General features: G+C 70.0%; 23 protein-coding genes and 1 tRNA gene. 13 read left to right on the forward strand and 11 right to left on the reverse strand.

Features of this window, described 5'->3' with window-relative positions; all coding sequences use genetic code 11:
* Nucleotides 1-126 precede the first annotated feature (126 nt).
* Nucleotides 127-657 carry a peptidylprolyl isomerase gene (locus GL325_RS11820; RefSeq protein WP_222865808.1) on the forward strand — a complete coding sequence of 177 codons (531 nt, stop codon included), beginning with the start codon at nt 127-129 and terminating at the stop codon, nt 655-657.
* Complete coding sequence (locus GL325_RS16005) at nt 654-1,520, forward strand: rhomboid family intramembrane serine protease (RefSeq protein ID WP_187769692.1); 867 nt, start codon at nt 654-656, stop codon at nt 1,518-1,520. Before GL325_RS11820 ends, GL325_RS16005 begins: the two co-directional genes overlap by 4 nt.
* A 77-nt stretch (nt 1,521-1,597) precedes the next feature.
* Here GL325_RS16005 and GL325_RS11830 read toward each other — a convergent pair whose 3' ends face one another.
* Nucleotides 1,598-1,846, reverse strand: a complete 249-nt coding sequence (locus tag GL325_RS11830; RefSeq protein WP_187411638.1) for a cell division protein CrgA — start codon at nt 1,844-1,846, stop codon at nt 1,598-1,600.
* Between the two features lie 63 nt (nt 1,847-1,909).
* On the opposite strand from GL325_RS11830, the gene GL325_RS11835 reads away from it, so the two are divergent.
* On the forward strand, nt 1,910-2,653 hold the full coding sequence (locus GL325_RS11835; RefSeq protein WP_187769693.1) for a DUF881 domain-containing protein: 744 nt from the start codon (nt 1,910-1,912) through the stop codon (nt 2,651-2,653).
* A 6-nt stretch (nt 2,654-2,659) separates the two neighbouring features.
* Here GL325_RS11835 and pknB read toward each other — a convergent pair whose 3' ends face one another.
* Genes pknB through GL325_RS11865 form a run of 6 tightly spaced genes read right to left on the reverse strand, consistent with a single transcriptional unit; the run spans nt 2,660 to nt 9,805 of the window.
* A complete protein-coding gene (pknB, locus tag GL325_RS11840) occupies nt 2,660-4,393 on the reverse strand; it encodes a Stk1 family PASTA domain-containing Ser/Thr kinase (protein WP_154597240.1) in 1,734 nt (577 codons plus the stop codon).
* Nucleotides 4,394-4,424: 31 nt separating this feature from the next.
* Nucleotides 4,425-5,891, reverse strand: a complete 1,467-nt coding sequence (locus GL325_RS11845; RefSeq protein ID WP_187769694.1) for a penicillin-binding protein 2 — start codon at nt 5,889-5,891, stop codon at nt 4,425-4,427.
* Nucleotides 5,888-7,273 (reverse strand): FtsW/RodA/SpoVE family cell cycle protein, encoded by a 1,386-nt coding sequence (locus tag GL325_RS11850; protein ID WP_187769695.1) that lies wholly within the window; start codon nt 7,271-7,273, stop codon nt 5,888-5,890. Before GL325_RS11850 ends, GL325_RS11845 begins: the two co-directional genes overlap by 4 nt.
* On the reverse strand, nt 7,270-8,583 hold the full coding sequence (locus GL325_RS11855) for a PP2C family serine/threonine-protein phosphatase (protein WP_187769696.1): 1,314 nt from the start codon (nt 8,581-8,583) through the stop codon (nt 7,270-7,272). The genes GL325_RS11850 and GL325_RS11855 overlap by 4 nt, the downstream gene beginning before the upstream one ends.
* Nucleotides 8,584-9,075 (reverse strand): FHA domain-containing protein, encoded by a 492-nt coding sequence (locus tag GL325_RS11860; protein WP_154597238.1) that lies wholly within the window; start codon nt 9,073-9,075, stop codon nt 8,584-8,586.
* Nucleotides 9,076-9,094: 19 nt separating this feature from the next.
* Nucleotides 9,095-9,805 carry a DUF3662 and FHA domain-containing protein gene (locus GL325_RS11865; RefSeq protein WP_187411640.1) on the reverse strand — a complete coding sequence of 237 codons (711 nt, stop codon included), beginning with the start codon at nt 9,803-9,805 and terminating at the stop codon, nt 9,095-9,097.
* Nucleotides 9,806-10,000: 195 nt separating this feature from the next.
* Between GL325_RS11865 and GL325_RS11870 the strand changes: the two genes are divergently transcribed.
* Together GL325_RS11870 and GL325_RS11875 are read left to right on the forward strand one after the other, a co-directional pair.
* Nucleotides 10,001-10,083, forward strand: a tRNA-Leu gene (locus GL325_RS11870).
* A gap of 81 nt (nt 10,084-10,164) precedes the next feature.
* Complete coding sequence (locus GL325_RS11875) at nt 10,165-10,794, forward strand: M15 family metallopeptidase (RefSeq protein ID WP_187769697.1); 630 nt, start codon at nt 10,165-10,167, stop codon at nt 10,792-10,794.
* 102 nt (nt 10,795-10,896) lie between these two features.
* Here the strand turns inward: GL325_RS11875 and GL325_RS11880 are convergent, their stop codons facing one another.
* The gene (locus GL325_RS11880) at nt 10,897-11,199 is read right to left on the reverse strand and encodes a DUF4235 domain-containing protein (RefSeq protein ID WP_154597236.1); all 303 of its coding nucleotides are present in this window, start codon (nt 11,197-11,199) and stop codon (nt 10,897-10,899) included.
* Nucleotides 11,199-11,489: a WhiB family transcriptional regulator gene (locus GL325_RS11885; protein WP_154597235.1), complete on the reverse strand. Its 291-nt coding sequence runs from the start codon at nt 11,487-11,489 to the stop codon at nt 11,199-11,201. The genes GL325_RS11880 and GL325_RS11885 overlap by 1 nt, the downstream gene beginning before the upstream one ends.
* A 129-nt stretch (nt 11,490-11,618) precedes the next feature.
* Here GL325_RS11885 and GL325_RS11890 point away from each other — a divergent pair, with 129 nt between their 5' ends.
* The 4 genes from GL325_RS11890 to GL325_RS11905 are packed head-to-tail and all read left to right on the forward strand — an operon-like array spanning nt 11,619 to nt 14,726.
* Nucleotides 11,619-12,563 (forward strand): MerR family transcriptional regulator, encoded by a 945-nt coding sequence (locus GL325_RS11890; protein ID WP_187769698.1) that lies wholly within the window; start codon nt 11,619-11,621, stop codon nt 12,561-12,563.
* Nucleotides 12,506-13,309: a crotonase/enoyl-CoA hydratase family protein gene (locus GL325_RS11895; protein WP_187769699.1), complete on the forward strand. Its 804-nt coding sequence runs from the start codon at nt 12,506-12,508 to the stop codon at nt 13,307-13,309. Before GL325_RS11890 ends, GL325_RS11895 begins: the two co-directional genes overlap by 58 nt.
* A 48-nt stretch (nt 13,310-13,357) precedes the next feature.
* Nucleotides 13,358-14,122: a class I SAM-dependent methyltransferase gene (locus GL325_RS11900; protein WP_154597232.1), complete on the forward strand. Its 765-nt coding sequence runs from the start codon at nt 13,358-13,360 to the stop codon at nt 14,120-14,122.
* A gap of 1 nt (nt 14,123) precedes the next feature.
* A complete protein-coding gene (locus GL325_RS11905) occupies nt 14,124-14,726 on the forward strand; it encodes a YigZ family protein (protein ID WP_187769700.1) in 603 nt (200 codons plus the stop codon).
* A gap of 9 nt (nt 14,727-14,735) precedes the next feature.
* On the opposite strand, the gene GL325_RS11910 is transcribed toward GL325_RS11905, so the two are convergent.
* On the reverse strand, nt 14,736-15,254 hold the full coding sequence (locus GL325_RS11910; RefSeq protein ID WP_154597231.1) for a TetR/AcrR family transcriptional regulator: 519 nt from the start codon (nt 15,252-15,254) through the stop codon (nt 14,736-14,738).
* Nucleotides 15,255-15,380: 126 nt separating this feature from the next.
* Here GL325_RS11910 and GL325_RS11915 point away from each other — a divergent pair, with 126 nt between their 5' ends.
* The 4 genes from GL325_RS11915 (at nt 15,381) to GL325_RS11930 (ending at nt 19,219) form a co-directional block, all read left to right on the forward strand.
* Nucleotides 15,381-16,886 carry an MFS transporter gene (locus GL325_RS11915; RefSeq protein WP_187769701.1) on the forward strand — a complete coding sequence of 502 codons (1,506 nt, stop codon included), beginning with the start codon at nt 15,381-15,383 and terminating at the stop codon, nt 16,884-16,886.
* Between the two features lie 19 nt (nt 16,887-16,905).
* Nucleotides 16,906-17,712, forward strand: a complete 807-nt coding sequence (locus GL325_RS11920; RefSeq protein ID WP_187769702.1) for a hypothetical protein — start codon at nt 16,906-16,908, stop codon at nt 17,710-17,712.
* A gap of 25 nt (nt 17,713-17,737) precedes the next feature.
* Nucleotides 17,738-18,223 carry an NUDIX domain-containing protein gene (locus tag GL325_RS11925; RefSeq protein ID WP_187769703.1) on the forward strand — a complete coding sequence of 162 codons (486 nt, stop codon included), beginning with the start codon at nt 17,738-17,740 and terminating at the stop codon, nt 18,221-18,223.
* 84 nt (nt 18,224-18,307) lie between these two features.
* Complete coding sequence (locus GL325_RS11930) at nt 18,308-19,219, forward strand: EamA family transporter (protein WP_187769704.1); 912 nt, start codon at nt 18,308-18,310, stop codon at nt 19,217-19,219.
* On the opposite strand, the gene GL325_RS11935 is transcribed toward GL325_RS11930, so the two are convergent.
* The gene (locus GL325_RS11935) at nt 19,149-19,703 is read right to left on the reverse strand and encodes a TetR/AcrR family transcriptional regulator (RefSeq protein WP_255467108.1); all 555 of its coding nucleotides are present in this window, start codon (nt 19,701-19,703) and stop codon (nt 19,149-19,151) included. The two genes, GL325_RS11930 and GL325_RS11935, sit on opposite strands and share 71 nt — an antisense overlap.
* Between the last annotated feature and the right edge of the window lie 21 nt (nt 19,704-19,724).

Here is a 19,724-nt window from a genome sequence, read left to right on the forward strand (position 1 = left end):
GCGGAGCACCACGACAGCGGTCGCCGAGGCGACCAGGAGCAACACCAGTCTCGACATGCCCCCACGCTAGCGGTCCTCGTTCGTCGGGTCGTGCAAGGATGGACTCAACCCCTGAAAGGACGTGAAGTGCCCATCAACGCAACGCTCCACACCAACCGTGGAGACATCAAGATCGAGCTGTTCGACCACCAAGCACCCAAAACGGTGGCGAACTTCGTCGGCTTGGCCGAGGGCACGAAGGAATGGGTCGATCCCGCCACTGGTTCGGTGTCGACGAAGCCCTTCTACGACGGGCTCACGTTCCACCGCGTGATCTCCAACTTCATGCTCCAGGGCGGCGACCCGCTCGGTGACGGCCGCGGTGGACCCGGTTACGAGTTCGACGACGAGTTCCACCCGGAGCTGCAGTTCGATCGCCCGTACCTGCTCGCCATGGCCAACGCCGGCACCAAGCCCAACGGCTCCGGAACGAACGGCTCGCAGTTCTTCATCACGGTCGCCAAGACCGAGTGGCTGAACCGCAAGCACTCCATCTTCGGCGAGGTCAAGGATCCCGAGAGCCGCGCCGTGGTCGACGCGATCGCCGCGATCGAGACCGACCGGTTCGACCGTCCGGCCGAGCCCGTCGTGATCGAATCCGTGACCATCGAGCGGTGACTCCCGAGGGCGCCGGTCAGCAGACCTGCTACCGGCATCCCGACCGGCCTGCGTACATCCAGTGCCAGCGGTGCTCGCGGTACATCTGTCCTCAGGACATGCGTGAGGCCAGCGTCGGCTTCCAGTGCCCCGAGTGCGTGAGCCGGGGCCAGGCGGCCGTGCGCCAGCCGCGCACGATCGCGGGCGGGGCCGTCACCGGCAGCGCCGGAGCCATCACCTACGCGATCATCGCGATCAACATCGCGGCCCAGGTCGTGGTGATGGCCACCGGCGGTGCCGGCAACCCCAATCAGAGCGAGTTCTTCCGCTGGGGCTGGATGAGCGGCATCGAGGTCGCCCAGGGCGACTACTGGCGCCTGATCACCGCCGCGTTCCTGCACGGCGGCCTGACCCACATCGCGCTGAACATGTTCGCGCTCTATCTGTTCGGGCCCTACGTCGAGGAGACCCTCGGCCGCGTGCGGTACGTCATCACGTACCTGACGCTCGCCATCGGGTCGTCGGTGCTGGTCTATCTGCTCGAGGACCCGTTCACGCCCACGATCGGTGCGTCCGGCGCGGTGTTCGGGCTCTTCGGCCTGGCGTTGATCTTCTTGATCCGCACGCGTCAGAACATCACCGGGATGGTCGTCATCCTGGCGATCAACGCCTTCTTCAGTCTGCGCTCGGGGATCAGCTGGGAGGGCCACCTCGGCGGCTTCCTCACCGGTGTCGCCCTCGGCCTGGTGTTCGCCTACGCGCCCCGGGATCGCCGGACGCTGGTGCAGGTCGTGGCCTTCGTGGTGCTGTGGGCGCTGTTCGTCGCCGCGATCGCCTGGCGCACCGACCACCTCGTCGGATCGCTCGTTCCGGGCTTCGCCTGAGCGTCGCGGCACCGAATCACACGGGTGTAGTTATCCACATGTGTGTGCACACCTGTGGGTAATCACATCGGTGTGATTCACTCCCACTTCATCGCGAAGCCGAAGGCCGCGAGGATGAATCCCATGCCGATCACGAGGTTCCAGCCACCGAGGTCGCTGTAGCCGGGGATGGTGACGTCGGTGTTGCTGATCGTGTAGAACACGACGATCCAGGCCAGGCCGATGACCGCGCACGCGACCATCAGAGGAGCGGCCCACCGGTTGCCGATGCGCACCGGCTTGGGGCCGTTGTCGTCGACGGACTTGCGCTTGAACCTGTTGAACACGAGCTTCTCCCGGTCGGGCGGCGGCGAGGCCGCGGTGTGACGTACTCCGCTAGCGTAGTCGCCGTGCGGGACACGCCACGTCATGAGGGGAACAACGCGACCGTCAGCAGGTGGAGCCTGCTGGCGCTGGCGCTGGCCTGCGTGTGCGGAATCGTGGTGGTCGCCGCCGCCGTGACGTCCAACGGATCGGACCTGCGCCCGGCCGGTGGAGACCTGAACTCGGTCCTGCGCGACCGGGCTCGTGAGGTCGAGACCCGTCGCGAGGAGGCGTCCCGGCTGCAACGCGAGGTCGACGCGATGAGCCGCAAGGTCGACGATGCGGACCTGCGTCGCGACCTGCGCCGCGTGGAGGCCCTCTCCGGCCCGGCCGGTCTGACGCCCGTCCAGGGACCCGGCCTGCGCATCGCGCTGGAGGACGCCCCCCGCTCCGTCGAGTTCCCGGGACTGGACCCGAACCTGCTGGTGGTCCACCAGCAGGACATCCAGGCGTTCGTGAACGCCCTGTGGGCCGGCGGCGCCGAGGCGGTGACGCTCCAGGGCCAGCGGCTGATCAGCTCGATCGGGATCAAGTGCGTCGGCAACACCGTCGTGCTCGACGGCGTGCCGTACGCCCCGCCCTACGTCATCGAGGCGATCGGGGACCAGGCCGCTCTGCGCCAGGCGCTGGCCGCCTCGCCCGAGGTGGCGACCTACACGCAGTACGCCGAGCGCTACAGCCTCGGGCTCGACGAGCGCGCCGTGGACCGGATCAAGGCTCCGGCCTACGACGGCAGCGTCTCCATGCGGTACGCGACCGCCCTGGACTGACCTCCCTCAGGGGAGGAGGTCGTCGTCCGTGGGCTCCGTGGTCGGGGTGGGCGTGGGCGTGGTGGGAGCCGGCGGTCGCGACACCGTGATGGTGATCGTCGTGCCCGGCGAGACCATGCTGCCGGGCTCGCGGCTCTGCGCCGTGACGGTGCCGTTCGGCGCGGTGCCGGACGTGTCGTTCTGCACCGAGACCTTCAGGCCGGCGTCCTCGAGCGCCTGGCGCGCGTCGTCCGCGCTCTGCCCGACGACGTTGGGCACGTCGACCTGACCACGCGAGACGATGAGCGTCACGGTGCTGCCGCGCTCGACGGAGGACCCCGGCGGCGGGTTGCTGTTGAGGACGCGGTCCTTCGGCTGGTCGCTGTCGGTGTTCTGACGCTTGACCTTGAGGCCGTACTGGTCGCCCTCGAGCAGGTCCTTGGCCTCGTCGTACGAGTAGCTCGTGAGGTTCGGCAGATCGACCAGCTCCGGACCGGAGCTGACGACGAGGTCGACCGCGGTGCCCTCGTCGACCGTGGTGCCGGCCTCGGGATCGGTCGCCATGACCTGGCCCTCGGGGATGTCGGCGCTGGTCTGCTCGCGCGTGTCTCCCACGGTGAGGTTCTTCGACTCCAGCCGGTTCGTCGCGGTCTCGACGTCGAGGCCCTCGACCCGCGGCACGGCGACCTGCGGAGGCGCGTTCTCCTCGTCGCCGCCGTTGAGCATCAGGGCCACGCCGATCGCCGCCGCGATCGCCAGCAGGACGAGCGCCAGGGCCCACCACTTGGCGTGGCCCTTCTTCTCCTCCTCCTCGCCGGGCGGGGGCAGGACGGGGGCCGTGACGGCCGGTGCGACCTGCGTGGCGCCGGCGGTGACCGGAACGGCCTGCGTCGGGGCGTCGACCGAGCCCCCGGCCAGCACCCGCTCGATGTCCTTGCGCATCTCGCCGGCGCTGGAGTAACGGTCGTCGACGCGCTTGGCCAGGGCCTTCGCGACCACGTGGTCCACCGCGACCGAGACGTCGGGATTGAGCTGCGACGGCGGCCGGGCCTCCTCGCGCACGTGCTGGTACGCCACGGAGACGGGACTGTCGCCGACGAACGGCGGCCGTCCCGTGAGCAGTTCGTAGAGCACGCAGCCCGTGGAGTAGATGTCGCTGCGGGCGTCGACGGTCTCGCCGCGGGCCTGCTCGGGCGACAGGTACTGCGCCGTGCCGATGACGGCTGCGGTCTGGGTCATCGCGCTCGAGGTGTCGGCGATCGCCCGGGCGATGCCGAAGTCCATCACCTTGACCTTGCCCTCGGGCGTCAGCATGACGTTCGCGGGCTTGATGTCGCGGTGGATGATGCCGGCGCGGTGGCTGTAGTCCAACGCCGCCAGGATGTCGGCGGTGATCGACAGTGCGCGCTCGGGCAGGATCTTGCGGCCGTCGCGCAGCACGTCCCGCAGGGTGCGGCCCTCGACCAGCTCCATCACGATGTAGGGCACCGTGGCGCCGGAGGCGTCGGTGGCCTCGCCGGTGTCGTAGACCGCGACGATCGACGGGTGGTTCAGGGACGCCGCGGACTGCGCCTCGCGGCGGAACCGCTCCTGGAACGTCTCGTCGGCGGCCAGGTCGGCACGGAGCAGCTTGATCGCCACGGGACGGCCGAGCCGCAGGTCGTAGCCGGCGCGGACATCGGCCATCCCGCCGCGTCCGACCAGCTCGCCGACCTCGTAGCGGCCGCCGAGCGGCTCCATCTTCGCGTCACTCTCGGTCATGGTTTCCAGTCTCCCAAAGGGTGGATGAGGTTCATCGGAGCACTGCCTCCATCACGGCACGGGCGATCGGCCCGCCCAGGCGGCCTCCGGCGATGTCACTGGTGTTCTGCGCGGACTCGACCAACACGGCGACGGCGACCTGGGGATCGTCGGCCGGTGCGAAGCCGATGAACCACGCGTACGGGGGTCGGTCGGGTGCGGACTCGGCGGTTCCGGTCTTGCCGCCGACGTCGATGCCGGGGATCGCGGCGGGGCTGCCGGTGCCCTGGTCGACGACGGAGACCATCATGTCGCTGAGCTCGCGGGCGTCGCCCGCCGACATCGGGCGCCCGAGCTCCTGCGGCTCGGGCTGCTCGAGGATCGAGAGGTTGGGCGCCCGCACGGTGCGGACCAGGTGCGGCTTCATCAGGACGCCGTCGTTGGCGACCGCGGCCGACACCATGGCCATCTGCAGCGGCGTGGCCGCGACCTCGAACTGGCCGATGCCGGACTGCGCGAGCTGCGGCGGCTCGAGCTTGGTGTCGGGATCGGCGGTGAAGCGGCTGGCGGCCGAGGGGAGGTCCTCGATGGGCCGCTCGCCGAAGCCGAACTTCGCGGCCTGGTCGGCCATCTTCTCCTGGCCGACCTTGCCGGCGAGCCAGCCGAAGGACACGTTGCACGACACCTGGAGCGCACGCTCGAAGCTGATCGGGTTGCCGCCACAGCTGCTGCCGCCCTGGTTGGTGAGCTTGTAGCCGATGCCGGGGAAGCCCAACGTCGCTCCGCCGCGCACGTCGTCGTCCGCGGAGAGGCCGAGGTCCTCGATCGCGGCCGCCGACGTGACGATCTTGAACGTCGATCCCGGCGGCAGGGTGGTCTGGGTGGAGCGGTTGGTCAGCGGCTGCGTCTTGTCCTTCTCCAGCCGCTGCATCGTCCGCATCACCTTGTCGGCGTCGTGGCTGGCCAGCTGGTTGGGGTTGTAGGTCGGCTGGCTCACCATCGCCAGGACCGCACCGGTCTGCGGGTTGAGCGCCACGACCGCGCCGCGGGTCTCCTCGCCGAGGTCGGCCAGCCCTTCGAACGCGGCCTTCTGGGCGGCCGCGTCCAGGGTCAGCTCGACGCTGCCGCCCTGCGGCTGGTCGTTGCCGATGAGGTCGATGACCCGGTTGACGAACAGGCGGTCGTCGCTGCCGGACAGGATCGAGTTGTACGAGCGCTCGATGCCCGCCTGGCCGTACTGGTACGAGAAGTAGCCCGTCACCGGCGCGTAGAGCTTCGGGTCGGTGTACTTGCGCTGGAACTGCCACCGGTCCTTGACCGGGACCGACTGGGCGATCGGCTCGCCGTCGACGATGATGGCGCCGCGCTCGCGGCTGAACTCCTCGTCGATGACCCGACGGTTGCCGGGCTTCTCGTTGAGGTCGTCGGCCTGCACGAACTGGACGTAGTTCGCGTTGAGGAGCAGTCCCATGAACATCAGCAGGCAGACGACGGCCATGGCGCGGATGGGCTTGTTCACGACAGCTTCACCACCTGGGTGGCCTCGTCGCCGCTGATGGGGGTCGCCTCGGGCGCGGGCCGACGGGTCTGGTCGCTGATGCGCAGCAGCAACGCGACGATGATCCAGTTCATGATGATCGACGAGCCGCCGGCGGCCAGGAACGGCGCCGTGAGGCCGGTCAGCGGGATCAGCCGGGTGACGCCGCCGGCGACGACGAACACCTGCAGCGCGAACGAGACCGACAGGCCGACCGCCAGCAGTTTGCCGAAGGCGTCGCGGCAGGTCAGCGCGATGCGCAGGCCTCGCTCGACGATGAGCCCGTAGATCATGATCACGGCCATGAGCCCGGCCAGGCCGAGCTCCTCGCCGATCGACGACAAGATGAAGTCGGAGAACCCGAACGGCGTCAGCTCGGGGCTGCCCTGACCCCAACCGCGGCCGAGCAGGCCGCCGTGGCCGAGCCCGTAGAGCGCGGTGATGATCTGGTAGTTCTGGTCAGGGTCGCTCCACGGATCGAGCCAGGCGTCGAAGCGGGCGCGGACGTGCCCGAACGCGAGGTAGCCGAACCAGGCGCCCACGGCGAACAGGCCGGTGCCGACGACGAGCCACCCCGGACGCTCGGTGGCGACGTAGAGCATCACGACGAACAGGCCGAAGAACAACAGCGACGAGCCGAGGTCGCGCTGGAAGACCAGGATGCCGACGCTGATCAGCCAGCCGAGCAGGATCGGGCCGAGGTCGCGTCCGCGCGGCAGGTCGACGCCGAGGATCCGGCGGCCGGCCAGGGCGAGCGCATCTCGCTTGGCGACCAGGTAGCCGGCGAAGAAGATCGCGAGGGCGATCTTGGCCGCCTCGGCGGGCTGGAAGCTGAAGGGGCCCAGCTGGATCCAGATCTGGGCGCCGCGCTTGGCGCTGCCGATGACCGGCAGGATCGGCAGGATCAGCAGGGCGATCGCGGCGAGCCCGAAGGTGTAGGTGTACTGCTGCAGCCAGCGATGGTCACGGATCAGCACCAGGACCGCGACGAACATGAGCACGCCCAGGATCGTCCAGCGCAGCTGGCCCTGCGCGAACGGACCGAACGGCGAGCCGATCGAGTCCAGGCCCAGGTCGATGCGGTAGATCATGACCAGGCCGATGCCGTTGAGACACACGACCAGGGGGAGCAGCACGGGGTCGGCGTACCCGGCGAACCGGCGGACCGCCAGGTGGGCGCCGAGCGCAACGAGGGCGTAGACGCCTCCGACCGTGTAGATGCCCGAGGGGACCGTGCCGTCGATGCCCAGACCCACCGCCGCGTAGGAGCCGATGCCGATCGCGATCGCGAGCAGCAGCAGTCCCAGTTCGGCGGTGCGGCGCTTGCGGGGGATCCAGGCCGGGGTCGCGCCCGCGGCACTCACGGGGTCTCCGTCGGCTCGGGCGTCGCGCGGGTGCGGCGCGGCGCGGGTGAGGGCGTGGGCGTCGGGGTCGGCGTCGGCTCGACGGCCTGGATGCTCAGGTTGGTGACGATGCGCTTGGCCTCGTCGTGGTCGGCGGCGGTGATGCCCGCCGCGACCCGGTCGCGCTGATAGGCCGGCAGGGTGTCGATCTCGATCTGCGTGACCTCGTCGAGGTGCGCCAGGGTGACTCCGGGAACCGAGAGGTCCACGCCTCGGAAGATCGCCACCTGACCGTCCTGGGAGGCGACGAAGTACTGACGCTGGGACCAGTCGTAGGCGTACGCGCCCGCACCGCCGAGCAGGCCGACGATGACGACGGCGACCAGGGCCCAGCGCACCCAGCGTCGCCGCGGGACGGGACGGGGCGCGTAGCGCAGCTCCTCGGGGTCGGCTTCGACCGCGCCGGTGTTGGCCGTGAGGCTCGAGGTCGGCGAGGTGGCGGCCCGGACCGAACCGGTGCGACCGCGTGCCTGGTTCGTCGCCGCGCCCACGATCTGGGGCTGACCGTCGGCGCAGACGAGGTCCTCGTCCTCGGGCTCGTCGGCCGACACGAACTCGGCGATGACGACGGTGACGTTGTCGTACCCCCCGGACTCGAGCGCGAGCCGGATCAGCTCGGTGGCGGCGACGTCGATCGTCTCGAGCTTCATCGTCCGCTCGATCGTCTCGTCGTCGACCATGTCGGTCAGGCCGTCGCTGCACAGCAGGTACCGGTCACCGGCCGAGGGCTGCAACCACGTGAAGTCCGGCTCGAAGTCGTCGCGGCCCAGGATCGCCTTGAGCAACAGTGAGCGGTGCGGGTGGACGCGCGCCTCCTCGGCGGTGATGCGCCCTTCGTCGACGAGGCTCTGCACGAAGGTGTGGTCGATGCTGAGCTGGCTCAGGCGGCCCTGTCGCAGGCGGTAGGCCCGCGAGTCGCCGATGTGGGCCACGGCCAGCTTCTCGCCGTCCCAGAGCATCGCCTCGAGGGTCGTGCCCATCCCCTCGACGGCGGGGTCGTCACGGATCAGCTCGGCGAGGCGGTGGTTGGCGTGGGCGACGGCGGTGCGCATCGCCTCGAGCGCGTCGCCGTCCTCCTCGGGATCGAGGTCGCGGTCGATCTGGCGGATCTCGGCCAGGGCGGCCGAGGAGGCCAGGTCACCGGCGGCGGCGCCGCCCATGCCGTCGGCGATCACCAGCAGCCGAGGGCTGGCGTAACCGGAATCCTGATTGTTCGAACGGCGCAGACCGACGTCGGTGAGCGCCACGTAGCGGTAGGTCAGGGACGCCATCTACTTGCGCAACTCCACGATCGTCTTCCCCAACCGGACCGCGGTGCCGATGGCGACAGGCTCCGGAGTGGTCACGCGCTGGCTGCCGATGTACGTGCCGTTGGTCGACCCGAGGTCCTCGACGAACCACTGCTCGCCGTTGGTGGCGAACCGGGCGTGGCGGGTGGAGACGTAGTCGTCGTCGAGCCGGATCGCCGCGTCGGTGCCGCGGCCGAGCAGTACCGGCTCGGTGCCGACCGGCACGCTCTGGCCCGCATTGGGACCGTCGACGATCACCAGTTGGCTGGGGGCGCCCCGCGCGCGGCGGTTGCGCGTTCCGCCCTTGGCCGGCTTGACCGGCTTCTGTTTCTGCTTCTGCCCCTTGGGCGGCTTGGGGGTCTGGACCTTGGTGCCGAAGATGTCGGTGCGGATCACGGACACGGCCGAGAGCACGAAGAGCCACAGCACGGCCAGGAAGCCGAGCTTGATCAAGGTGAGGGTCAGTTCGCTCATCGGCCCCCCGCGTCCCCGGTCACCCGATCTCCTCGCTGATCTGCACCGCGATCGTCGTGTTGCCCAACCGGACGGTGGACCCGTTGCGCAGGAATGCTGCGTCCACGCGGCGTCCGTCGACGATGACCCCGTTGGTCGACCCGAGGTCGCGGATCTCGACGCCCGAGCCGAGGAACGAGATCTCGGCGTGGTTCCGGCTGATGCCCGGGTCGTCGATCTTGAGGTCGGCGCTGGAGCCCCGCCCGATCGTGATGCCGGGCGGATTCACCGGGTGACGCAGGCCCCCGATGTCGAGGACGACCTTGGCGCGGCGCACCGCGGTGTCGGTGATCGGCTCGCCGCGCACCGGGGTGACGGACGCGTTGGAGGCGCTGACGATCGTGAACCGGCCGGTGTGCAGATCCTCGTCGAGGGCGAACTCGATGTGGAGCGGCCCGGCGGCGGTGTAGTGCTGCTCGGCGATGTGCTCCTTGAGCAGCGTCGCCAGCTCGCTCGAGAGCGTCGCCCCGTACGGCGCGAGGCGCTCGTGGTCGGCCGGCGAGAGCTCGACGGTGAAGTCGTTGGGCACGAGCCTGCGCTCGCGGCTGATGATCGTGGCGTTCTGGTCGACCTCGCGCTGCAGGGCCGCGGCGATCTCGACCGGCTGGACGGCGCTGCGGAAGGCGCGCGCGAAGGCCCCGGTGACCGCACCTTCGAGGCGCTTCTCGAAGCGCTGCAGTACTCCGGCCACGGGTGCTCACCTCCTGGGCATGCGAACGACGGCGACGTCTGGTCCTGTTGATCGTATCGACACCCGACCACATCGGGGTCGTTCGCGCCTGCGACCCGCCGCACAGTGGGTCCACGGATCGCTGGGTGACCCACCGCGTTCGTGGTGCGGTGAGTGCCTGTTAGACTCTGACGTCGGTTCGGTTATCCGGACCATGCGCGAGTGGCGGAATGGTAGACGCGCTGGCTTCAGGTGCCAGTGTCCGCAAGGGCGTGGGGGTTCAAATCCCCCCTCGCGCACAGTGACAAGGGCCGGATCCCACGGGATCCGGCCCTTTCTCGTTCCCCGGTGACGACCGCGTGCGCCCGTAGCATCGTCAGATGCTCCTGTTGTCCGATCCATCCGTCGCGGCCGTCCCGGTGCACGACCTCGGCGAGCCGCTGGTCGACGTCCGTGAGCTCGGACTGGCCCTCGATCACCGCAAGGCGGACCCGCAGGGGTCGTGGGCGCGGGTGCGTGAGGGAGTGGGCCGGCGCCTGGTCCGCGCCCAGCAACTCCTGCCCGAGGGCTTCTCGCTGCTGGTTGTCGAGTGCCATCGACCGGCCGCCCTGCAGCAGCGGTACTTCGACGAGCACTGCGCGGAGCTCGCGGCGGCGCGTCCTGGCCGCAATGCCGAGCAGGTGGCGATCGAGGCGAGCCAGCACATCTCGCCCCCGGGCGTGGCGCCGCACCCGTGCGGCGCGGCGGTGGACCTCACGCTGGCGGTGGACGGACGCGAGCTCGATCTGGGCACGCGGGTGAACGCCACGCCCGACGAGAGCGACGAGGCCTGCTTCACGGCGGCGACGAACATCCCCGCCGAGGCGCACCGGCTGCGCGACGTCTTGGGCGCGGCGATGTCGGGCGCGGGTTTGGTGAACTATCCGCCCGAGTGGTGGCACTGGTCTTTCGGCGACCGCTACTGGGCCACCGTCACGGGCGCACCGGCGGCGCTGTACGCCCCGATCTGAGCTGGGAACGCCGATGGCCCCGAGGAATCCCCCGGGGCCATCGGCGATGCAGTTCTTCGACGTCGTCCTGCGACGAGCCGACGTTCCGAGCGCGCGAAGCGCTCAGTCGCCGGGCCACTCGCCGGTCGCCTTGGCGAACGCCTTGGCTCCCTGACGCTGGACGATCGCCCGGATGCCGGAGAAGATCGCGCCCTGGACGACCGCGGCCAGCACGATCTCCTTGAGCGGGAACTCCGACTGGGTCGGCCCGGGGGCGTCCCCGGTGCTGTTCGGACTGGCCCGTTTCCAGATCTGCTTGAAGATCGCGGTGGCGATGACCCCCGCGACGATCGAGGAGATCAGTCCGATCGGCTGGTACAGGATCTTGGCCGACGTACTGGCCTTGCCCTGCTTCGAGCCGGCCATCAGACCGCGGCCGACACGCGGCCGGCCAGGATCTCGGCGCGTTCGGACTCGGTGAGTCCGCCCCAGACGCCGTACGGCTCCTGGACGGCGAGCGCGTGCTCGCGGCACCGGTCGATGACCGGACACGTGGCACAGACCGCCTTGGCGGACTCTTCGCGACGGTGACGCTTCATGCCGCGTTCGGCTTCGGGTGAGAAGAAGACCGAGGAATCGACGCCCATGCAGGCGCCATCCCACTGCCATTCGTAGGACTCGATGATCGGCGACGGAAGTCGCTTGATGTTAACCATGAAACCTGCCCCTTCCCCAAGGGTGAGGATTTGACCCGGGCTGGGTGCACAACCCGGTCAAGTAGTCCGACCGTACTAGTCAATCTATTCACTTGGCAAGTAGCTTGAATAAGTTTTAGGATCTGACCCATGCACCGCCGGTGGACCGTGGGCGCGCTCTCCGAAATGCTGGGAATCGCCGCCCCGACGCTTCGCACGTGGGAGCGTCGATACGGCGTGGGGCCCACGTTCCGTACGACGGGCGGCCACCGGCGCTACACGATCATCGATGCCGACCGGGTGGCCACGATGGCCCGGTTCATCGAGGACGGACTCTCGGCCCACGACGCGGCCGACCGGGTCAAGCGACTGGCGCCGCACGAGCTCGCGGCCATCGTCGGGTCCGGCCCGGAAGGACTACGTGCCTCCGGCCACGAACAGGCGGTCTTCGAGATTCTCGCCGGCACGAAGGAGTTCGACGCGGCCAAGGTCCAGTCGGTCGCTGAGAACGCCATCGCGCGCTTCGGCATCGAGGAGGCCTGGGACGAGGTGATCGCCCCGGCGATGATCGAGGTCGGCGTGCAGTGGGCGGACGGCCGGCTGGGCGTCGCGTCCGAGCATCTGGTGACCGCCGGCATCCTGAGCGCGCTGAGGGCCGCGGCGCACGAGCACCCCACCCGGGGCCCGTCCCGCGTCGTCCTGGCGTGCATCGAGGAGGAGCAGCACAAGCTGCCCATCGTCGCCCTCGGCGCGGCGCTGGCCAAGCGTGGTCATCCCTGGACCGAGCTGGGCGCACGCCTGCCGATCGAGTCGCTCGAGGCGTTCGTCACGAGCAGCAGTCCCGCGGCCGTGTTCCTGTGGGCCTCCTACGTCGGGCCGTCCGAGGAGGACCTGGTCCGGCTGGAGTCCCTGGGCCGGAGCACGCGCCTGCTCCTGGGCGGCACCGGATGGCCCGACGGCATGGCCACCTCGCACTCGTTGTCCCAGGCCGCGGCGCAGTTGCATGAGGCGCTGAGCCAGCCCCCTACCCTGATGCCATGGCCGAACCCCATGTCGTCACCGAGATCGAAGGGCCCATCGCCCACGTCTGGTTGAACCGCCCCGACAAGTTGAACGGGATCACGTTCGACGTGCTCGACGGACTGATGGAGGCGGCGGACCGGATCGAGGCCGATCCCAACGTTCGCGTGGTCCTGCTCGAGGGTCGCGGACCGTCGTTCTGCGCCGGTCTGGACTTCGGCTCGGTGATGGGCGACAAGAAGCGCGTCACGCGTTACTTCCTGCCGAACCCGTTCAAGGGGACGAACCGGTTCCAGGAGCCCCTGTGGGCCTGGCGCCGGCTCTCGGTCCCGGTCATCGCGGTCACCCGCGGTCACGTGTTCGGCGGCGGCATCCAGCTCGCGCTGGCCGCGGACTTCCGGTTCACGTCGCCGGACTGCCAGTGGTCGATCCTCGAGGCGAAGTGGGGCCTGGTTCCGGACATGAGCGGCACCGTCGCCCTGTCCGAGCTGGTCGGCGCCGACCTGGCCAAGCGCCTCGTGATGACCGGCGAGATCTTCTCCGGCGAGAAGGCCGTCGAGTACGGCATCGCCTCGGGAGTCGCCGAGGACCCGCTCAAGCCGGCTCTCGAGCTGGTCGACCAGCTCCTGGCACGCTCGCCGGACTCGGTCGCGGCGTCCAAGCGATTGCTCAACGAGACGCGCCGCGCGCAGCCCCGCCGGGCGTTCTCGCTGGAGCGCAAGTTGCAGCGTGCGATGTTCAAGTCGCCCAACACCGCCATCGCCCGCAAGGCCGGCATGGCCAAGACCGAGCCGGAGTTCGGCCCGCGCACCTTCAGCTGAGCCCGTGCGTCGGTGCTCTCGTCAGCCCGTGATTGTTAGGGTTGCCCGGTGAACGAGGACAAGCCGAGCAAGAAGGTCGCCGACCAGTACGACCGGGGTTACGACTACACCCAGTACTGGAACAACCGCGACTACGAGAACGCCGCCGAGCAGGTGGCGATTCGCCGTCTGTTGCGGGGCCGCCACTTCGCCAAGGCCGCCGACGTCGGCGGTGGCTTCGGCCGCCTCGCGCTGTTGCTGCGCGAGTACGCCGACCGGGTCACGCTCGCCGAGCCCAGCCAGACGCAGCTCGATGCCGCCGAGAAGTTCCTCGCCGGCACCGATGTCATCCGCGAGCGTCAGCAGGCCGACGCCCTGAAGTTCGACGACGGCGAGCTGGACCTCATCACGATGGTCCGCGTCATGCACCACATCCCCGAGCCCACCGACGAGTTCGCCGAGATCGCCCGCGTGCTCGCGCCCGGCGGCACCGCGATCATCGAGGTCGCCAACTACGGCCACTTCAAGAACCGTCGCGCCTTCAAGAAGGCCGGCAAGGCGCTGCCGAAGGAGCCCGTCAGCATCCGCACCGTCGCGGCCGACGAGCCCGACGCGATCGCGTTCGTCAACCACAACATCGACACGGTCGTGAGCCAGTTGGCCGCTGCGGGCCTGACCCTGCAGCGCAAGCTCTCGGTCTCGAACCTGCGCAGCCAGAAGCTCAAGCGGATCGTGCCGACGAAGGTCCTCGTGGCCGTCGAGCGCGTCCTGCAGAAGCCGCTGGCCGCCAGCGACTTTGGTCCCTCGATCTTCTTGGAACTGCGCAAGAACTGAGGTGGCGGCCTACCGCACGATCGATCGACCGCTCGGCGGCACCGCCGAGGCCGAGATCGTCGTGCTCCGGTCGCGTTTCCTGGCGCGGGCCGGCCGGGTCGAGGACGAGGCCTCCGCGCGCTCGCTGATCGCGGAGGTCCGTGCCACCCACCACGACGCCCGTCACCACTGCACCGCGTTCGTCATCGGCCCGGACGGGTCCCTGCGCCGGAGCAATGACGACGGCGAGCCCTCGGGCACCGCGGGCCGGCCCATCCTCGAGGTCGTCTCGGGCCGCGAGGTCAGCGACGTGGTGGTCGTGGTGACGCGCTGGTTCGGTGGCACGCTGCTGGGGGCCGGCGGTCTCGTGCGCGCCTACGGCGACGCCACCGCCGCGGTCCTCGATGTCGCCGGAACCCGCGAGCGGGTGCTGTGGCGCCGCGCCCGGATCGTGGCGTCGGTCGCCGAGGTCGGAGCGCTCGAGAACCGGTTGCGGCGCGGCACCGACGTCATCGAGGTGTCGTACGGCGCCGAGCAGGTCACCTACGAGGTGGCGGCGCCGGATCTGGGGGTGCTCGATCGACTCGAGTACGAGGAGCTGGACCCGGTCTGGCGCGACGCCTGATCCGTCGCGTCACGGCAGGCGCTTGAGCACCTCGCGCACGTGGGTCAGGGCGTCCGGGTGGGCCAGGCCGGTGGTGTCGTCGAAGTAGAGGCCGTCGCCGATCAACTGGATCGTGCGGGCGAGCGCGACGTCGCCGAGGTGCTCGTTCAGCACGTCGAACCAGGCCTCGCGGATCTCGGCCAGGGCCGTGCGGGCACCGGCGTCGTTCTCCTGCGCGATGCGTGAGGCGGCGATCAGGGCACGATCGAAGTCGCTGCCGGAGTCGACCGAGGTCTCGAGGTAGAACTCGACGGGCCCCTGGGGTGCGGACAGCATCTTCGCCACGTCCGCGCGCGCCTGTTCGCGCAGCCGCTCGACCATCCCGTCGACCAGCGCCTCGCGGCTGTGGAAGTGGTAGAGCAGTCCGCCCTTGGACACGCCGGCTTCGGCGGCCACCGCGTCGAGGGTGGCCGCGCGGCTGCCGGTGCTGACCAGGAGTCGCTCGAAGGCGTCGAGGACGCGGTCGCGGGTGCTGCGTTCCTCGGCCATGCACCCAGCCTAGTGAGTGTGGCTCGCGGCGGGGGCGACACGCCCGAAGCCGTGACCCCGGTCACGAAAACGACTGTGACACCAGTCCTTTTGGAACTGTACCGTCTGGACGGTATAGTTCTTCTGATGTCGTCGTTCACCTCCTCCACCACGCGCGCCGGCCGCCGCGAATGGACCGCGCTGGCCGTGCTGATGATCCCTGTCCTGCTCGTGTCGGTGGACAACACGGTGCTGTCCTTCGCCCTGCCGGAGATCAGTCAGTCCCTGCGCCCGGGCGGCAACCAGCTGATGTGGATCGTCGACATCTACGCCCTGATGCTGGCGGGTCTGCTCATCGCGATGGGCAGCCTCGGCGACCGGATCGGGCGCCGTCGCCTGCTCGTGGTCGGCGCGGTCGGATTCGGTGGCGCGTCGGCCCTCGCCGCCTTCAGCTCGTCCCCCGAGATGCTGATCGCCGGCCGGGCGTTGCTCGGGTTCTTCGGCGCGACGCTGATGCCCTCGACGCTGTCGCTGATCCGCAACATCTTCGAGGACGCGCGCGACCGCCGGACGGCCATCGCCGCCTGGGCCTCGATGTTCTCCGGCGGCGCCGTGCTCGGCCCGGTCGTGGGCGGCTACCTGCTGGAGCACTTCTGGTGGGGCTCGGTCTTCCTGCTGAACGTCCCGATGATCATCGTCTTCGTGCCGCTCGCCCTGGCGACGATCCCGGAGTCCCGCGATCCCCAGCCGGGCCCGTTCGATCCGATCTCGGTGGTCCTGTCGCTGCTCGCGATGGTGCCGCTGGTCTTCGCGATCAAGCACGGCGCCGGCCACGGTCTGGACGACACGACCCTCGCGTCGCTGGCGCTGGGCATCGTGGCCGGGTGGCTGTTCGTCCGCCGCCAGCAGCGCAGCTCCTCGCCGATGCTGGACCTGACGCTGTTCCGCAACCCCGTGTTCAGCGGGGCGCTCGCGGCCAACGCGCTCAGCCTCATGGCGCTCGCCGGCTTCCTGTTCTTCGGTGCCCAGTTGCTGCAGCTGGTGCTGGGCCTGTCCCCGATGGAGTCGGCGTTGGTGCTCGTCCCGGGCTCGGTCGCCACCATGGTGGCCGGCTTCGCGGCCGTGCGCGTGGTCGAGCACATCCCGCCGCGCACCCTCGTGCCGCTGAGCTTCGTCCTGTCCGCCGGCGGTTACGCGCTCGCGGCGTTCACCGGGCACCCGACGGTGATCTCGGTGATGGTGGCCTTCACCATCTTGGGCATCGGGATCGGACTGGCGGAGACGATCACGAACGACCTGATCCTGTCCAGCGTGCCGCCGCAGAAAGCCGGTGCCGCCTCGGCGATCTCCGAGACGGCGTACGAGATCGGCGCGGTCCTCGGCACGGCCGTGCTCGGCAGCGTGCTGACCGCGACCTTCCGGTCGAACCTGACCATTCCGTCGGTCGCGCAGTACGGCGAGAACGAGAACGCCTTCGAGACGCTCGGCAGCACGATGCAGTTCGCCGAGAAGTTCGGAGACCCGGTGCAGGGCTGGATCGAGGCGTCGGCCGCGTCCGCGTTCGACCTGGGCGTCCAGTTCACGGCCGGTGCCGCGATCTTCGTCGCGCTGGGTGCGGCCCTCGTCTCGCGACGGACCCTGCGACGCGGCTGATCGGGCTTACACTCGGCCCATGCGGGGGCGCATCGCACTGGCCGGGGTGATGCTGCTGGCTGCCGGTTGCTCGACGGAGCCCGAGCGCACCGACCCGCCGGACGGGCTGACGGCCGAGGTCATGCAGTACCGCGGCAAGCGGTTGACGCGCGAGATCGCCGTGGCCGTCTCGAACGACACCGACCGACGGATCGAGCTGACGTCGATGCGACTCACCTCCAACCGGTGGTCCGAGCCCGTCCGGTGGAGCGGCAGCGACGAGGTCGGTGCGGGGTCGGGCACCGGACTCGACGTGGACCCGCCGACCGGCACGTGTCCCGGGGGGGAGGGACTGACGGCCTCGGCCGACCTCACGTACCGGTTCGGGGACGAGGAACGGCGATCGGTGCTGCCGGTCGAGGACCCCTACGGCGTGCTGCGTGACCTCGTCGACGGCGACTGCGGTGAGCAGGCGTTCGACGAGGCGGTCACGATGACCGTCGGCGCACCGCAGGTCCGGGGCGGGACGTGGTCGAGCCGGATCACCCTCACTCCTCGGCGCCCGAACGACACCGTGCTGCTGGGCTTCGCGCCCACGCTGCGGTTCGCCTTCGGCCCTCGGACGCCGGCGGAGGTGGAGCTCCCCCTCGATCGCCCGCAGCGACTCACGCTCGACGTCGTGATGGGCCGGTGCGATCCGCACATCGTGGCGGAGGACAAGGTCGGATCGCGTTTCGGCGCCTGGGTGCGGACGCCGGGGCTCGAGTACGGCTACTTCACGCTGCCGCTCGACGACGAGATCCACCAGTCGCTCGAGCAGTTCTACGCGCAGCGGTGTCGCCCGTGAGCGTCGGCGCTGGAACACTGGGCGCGTGACCGAGCACTACCCCAGCGACGACCACGCCGGAGAGCGCAGCCTGCTCGTCGCGGCCGCCTACGTGATCCTGCGGCGCGGCGACGAGGTCCTCCTGCAGTTGCGGGAGGGCACGGGCTACCGCGACGGCCACTGGGCGCTCCTGGCCGGCCACGTGGATCCGGGCGAGTCGGTCCACGAGGCGGCCGTGCGCGAGGCGTACGAGGAAGCCGGTGTCACGATCGATCCCGCCGATCTGCGCCCGCTGACCGCCCTCCACCGGTTCGAGCGCGGCGGGCCCCAGGTGGAGCAGCGGCTGGACGCGATCTTCGAGGTCACCCGCTGGAGCGGCGAGGCAGGGCTGCAGGAGGCGGACAAGGCCGCCGAGATGGGCTGGTTCCCGCTCGACGACCTGCCCGAGCCGACCGTCCCCCACGAGCGCGACGTGCTCGATCTGCTCGCGGCCGGCCGGCCCGTCCCCCCGGTGATCTCGCTGCCGCTGTGACCCCGCCGCTGCTGGCGCGATCATGACGAAGGTTGGCGGGCCGGGCCCGGGCCGGACGCGGTCGTGGCGTGCGAGCATGGGTCGGTGACCCGCCGCGACAGCCTGCTCGCCGTCCTCGTCGCGGTGATCTGGGGCTGCAACTTCGTCGCCATCCACGTCGGTCTGGCCGACGTCCCGCCGTTCCTGTTCCTCGCCATCCGGTTCGCGCTCGTGGCGCTCCCGCTGGTCTTCTTCGTGCCACGGCCGCAGGCGCCGTTCGGCGTCGTCTTCAGCATCGGTCTGTTCATGAGCTTCGGTCAGTTCGGGTTGCTGTACCTGGCCATGGCGATCGGGATGCCGGCCGGACTCGCCGCCCTGGTCCTGCAGGCCCAGGTGATCTTCACGATCGTGATCGCCGCGGTGGCGTTGGGCGAGCGGGCCTCCGTGCGCCAGGGTCTCGGCGCGGTCATCGGGACGGCCGGACTCGTCGTCGTGGCGTGGGGCTTCCACCAGGACGCGCCGCTGGTCCCGTTGCTCGTGACGGTGGGCGCGGCCCTGTCATGGGCGATCGGCAACGTCATCGCCCGCGCCGCGAAGGTGTCCTCGGGGCTGTCGCTCGTGGTCTGGTCGGCGCTGGTGGTGCCGGTGCCCTGTCTGGCGGTGTCCCTGGTGGTCGACGGTCCGGCCGAGATGGCCGATGCGATCGGCCGGTTCGGCCTCGGGGCGTGGGTCAGCACCCTCTACACGGTCGTGCTGGCGTCGCTGGTCGGGTACACGATCTTCAACCGGCTGATGGCGACCTATCCGGCGGCCAGTGTGGTGCCGTTCATCCTGCTCGTGCCGCCGGTGGGCGTGCTGTCGGCCTGGGTCGCCCTCGACGAGGTGCCCAGCACGCTGGAGTGGGTCGGCGGCGTCGTGATGATGGTCGGTGTGGCGGTCGCGACCGTCACACTCCGGTCGCGAGCACGCCCGCTCGGGCCATCGACACCAGCAGCTCTGACATCGCCTCCGGGCTGATGCGCGCCGAGTGCGGGGTCGAGTTGATCAGTCCGAACACCGCCTGGGTCGCGGCGCGTGCGGTGGCGCGGTCCAGGTTCGGACGCAGCTCGCGCAGGGTGTCGACCCAGGCGTCGATGTAGGACAGCTGCAGCTCGCGGACCGTCTGCTGGGCGTCGATCGAGAGGTTGGCCCACTCGCGGTCCTGGACGACGATCAGCGCCGGGTGGGTGAGGGCGAACTCGACGTGCCACGCGATCAGCGCGTCCAGTGCCGCCTCGGGCCCGGTGGCCTCGGACCGCCGCTGGCGGCCGCCTGCCAGCAGCTGCTCGCTGATCGAGGTGAGCGACTGGGCGAGGAGGTCCTCCTTGCCGGTGAAGTGCTTGTAGATCGCGGGTCCGGAGATGCCGCACGCCTCGCCGATGTCGTGGACCGAGACGCCGTGGTAACCGCGCGCGGCGAACAGGCCCGCGGCCGTGTCCAGGATCTGGTCTCGACGGCTCACCACAGGAGCATAGCAAGGACA

It is taken from the genome of Aeromicrobium sp. 636 (genome assembly GCF_024433585.1).
Classification (GTDB): Bacteria; Actinomycetota; Actinomycetes; order Propionibacteriales; family Nocardioidaceae; genus Aeromicrobium; species Aeromicrobium senzhongii.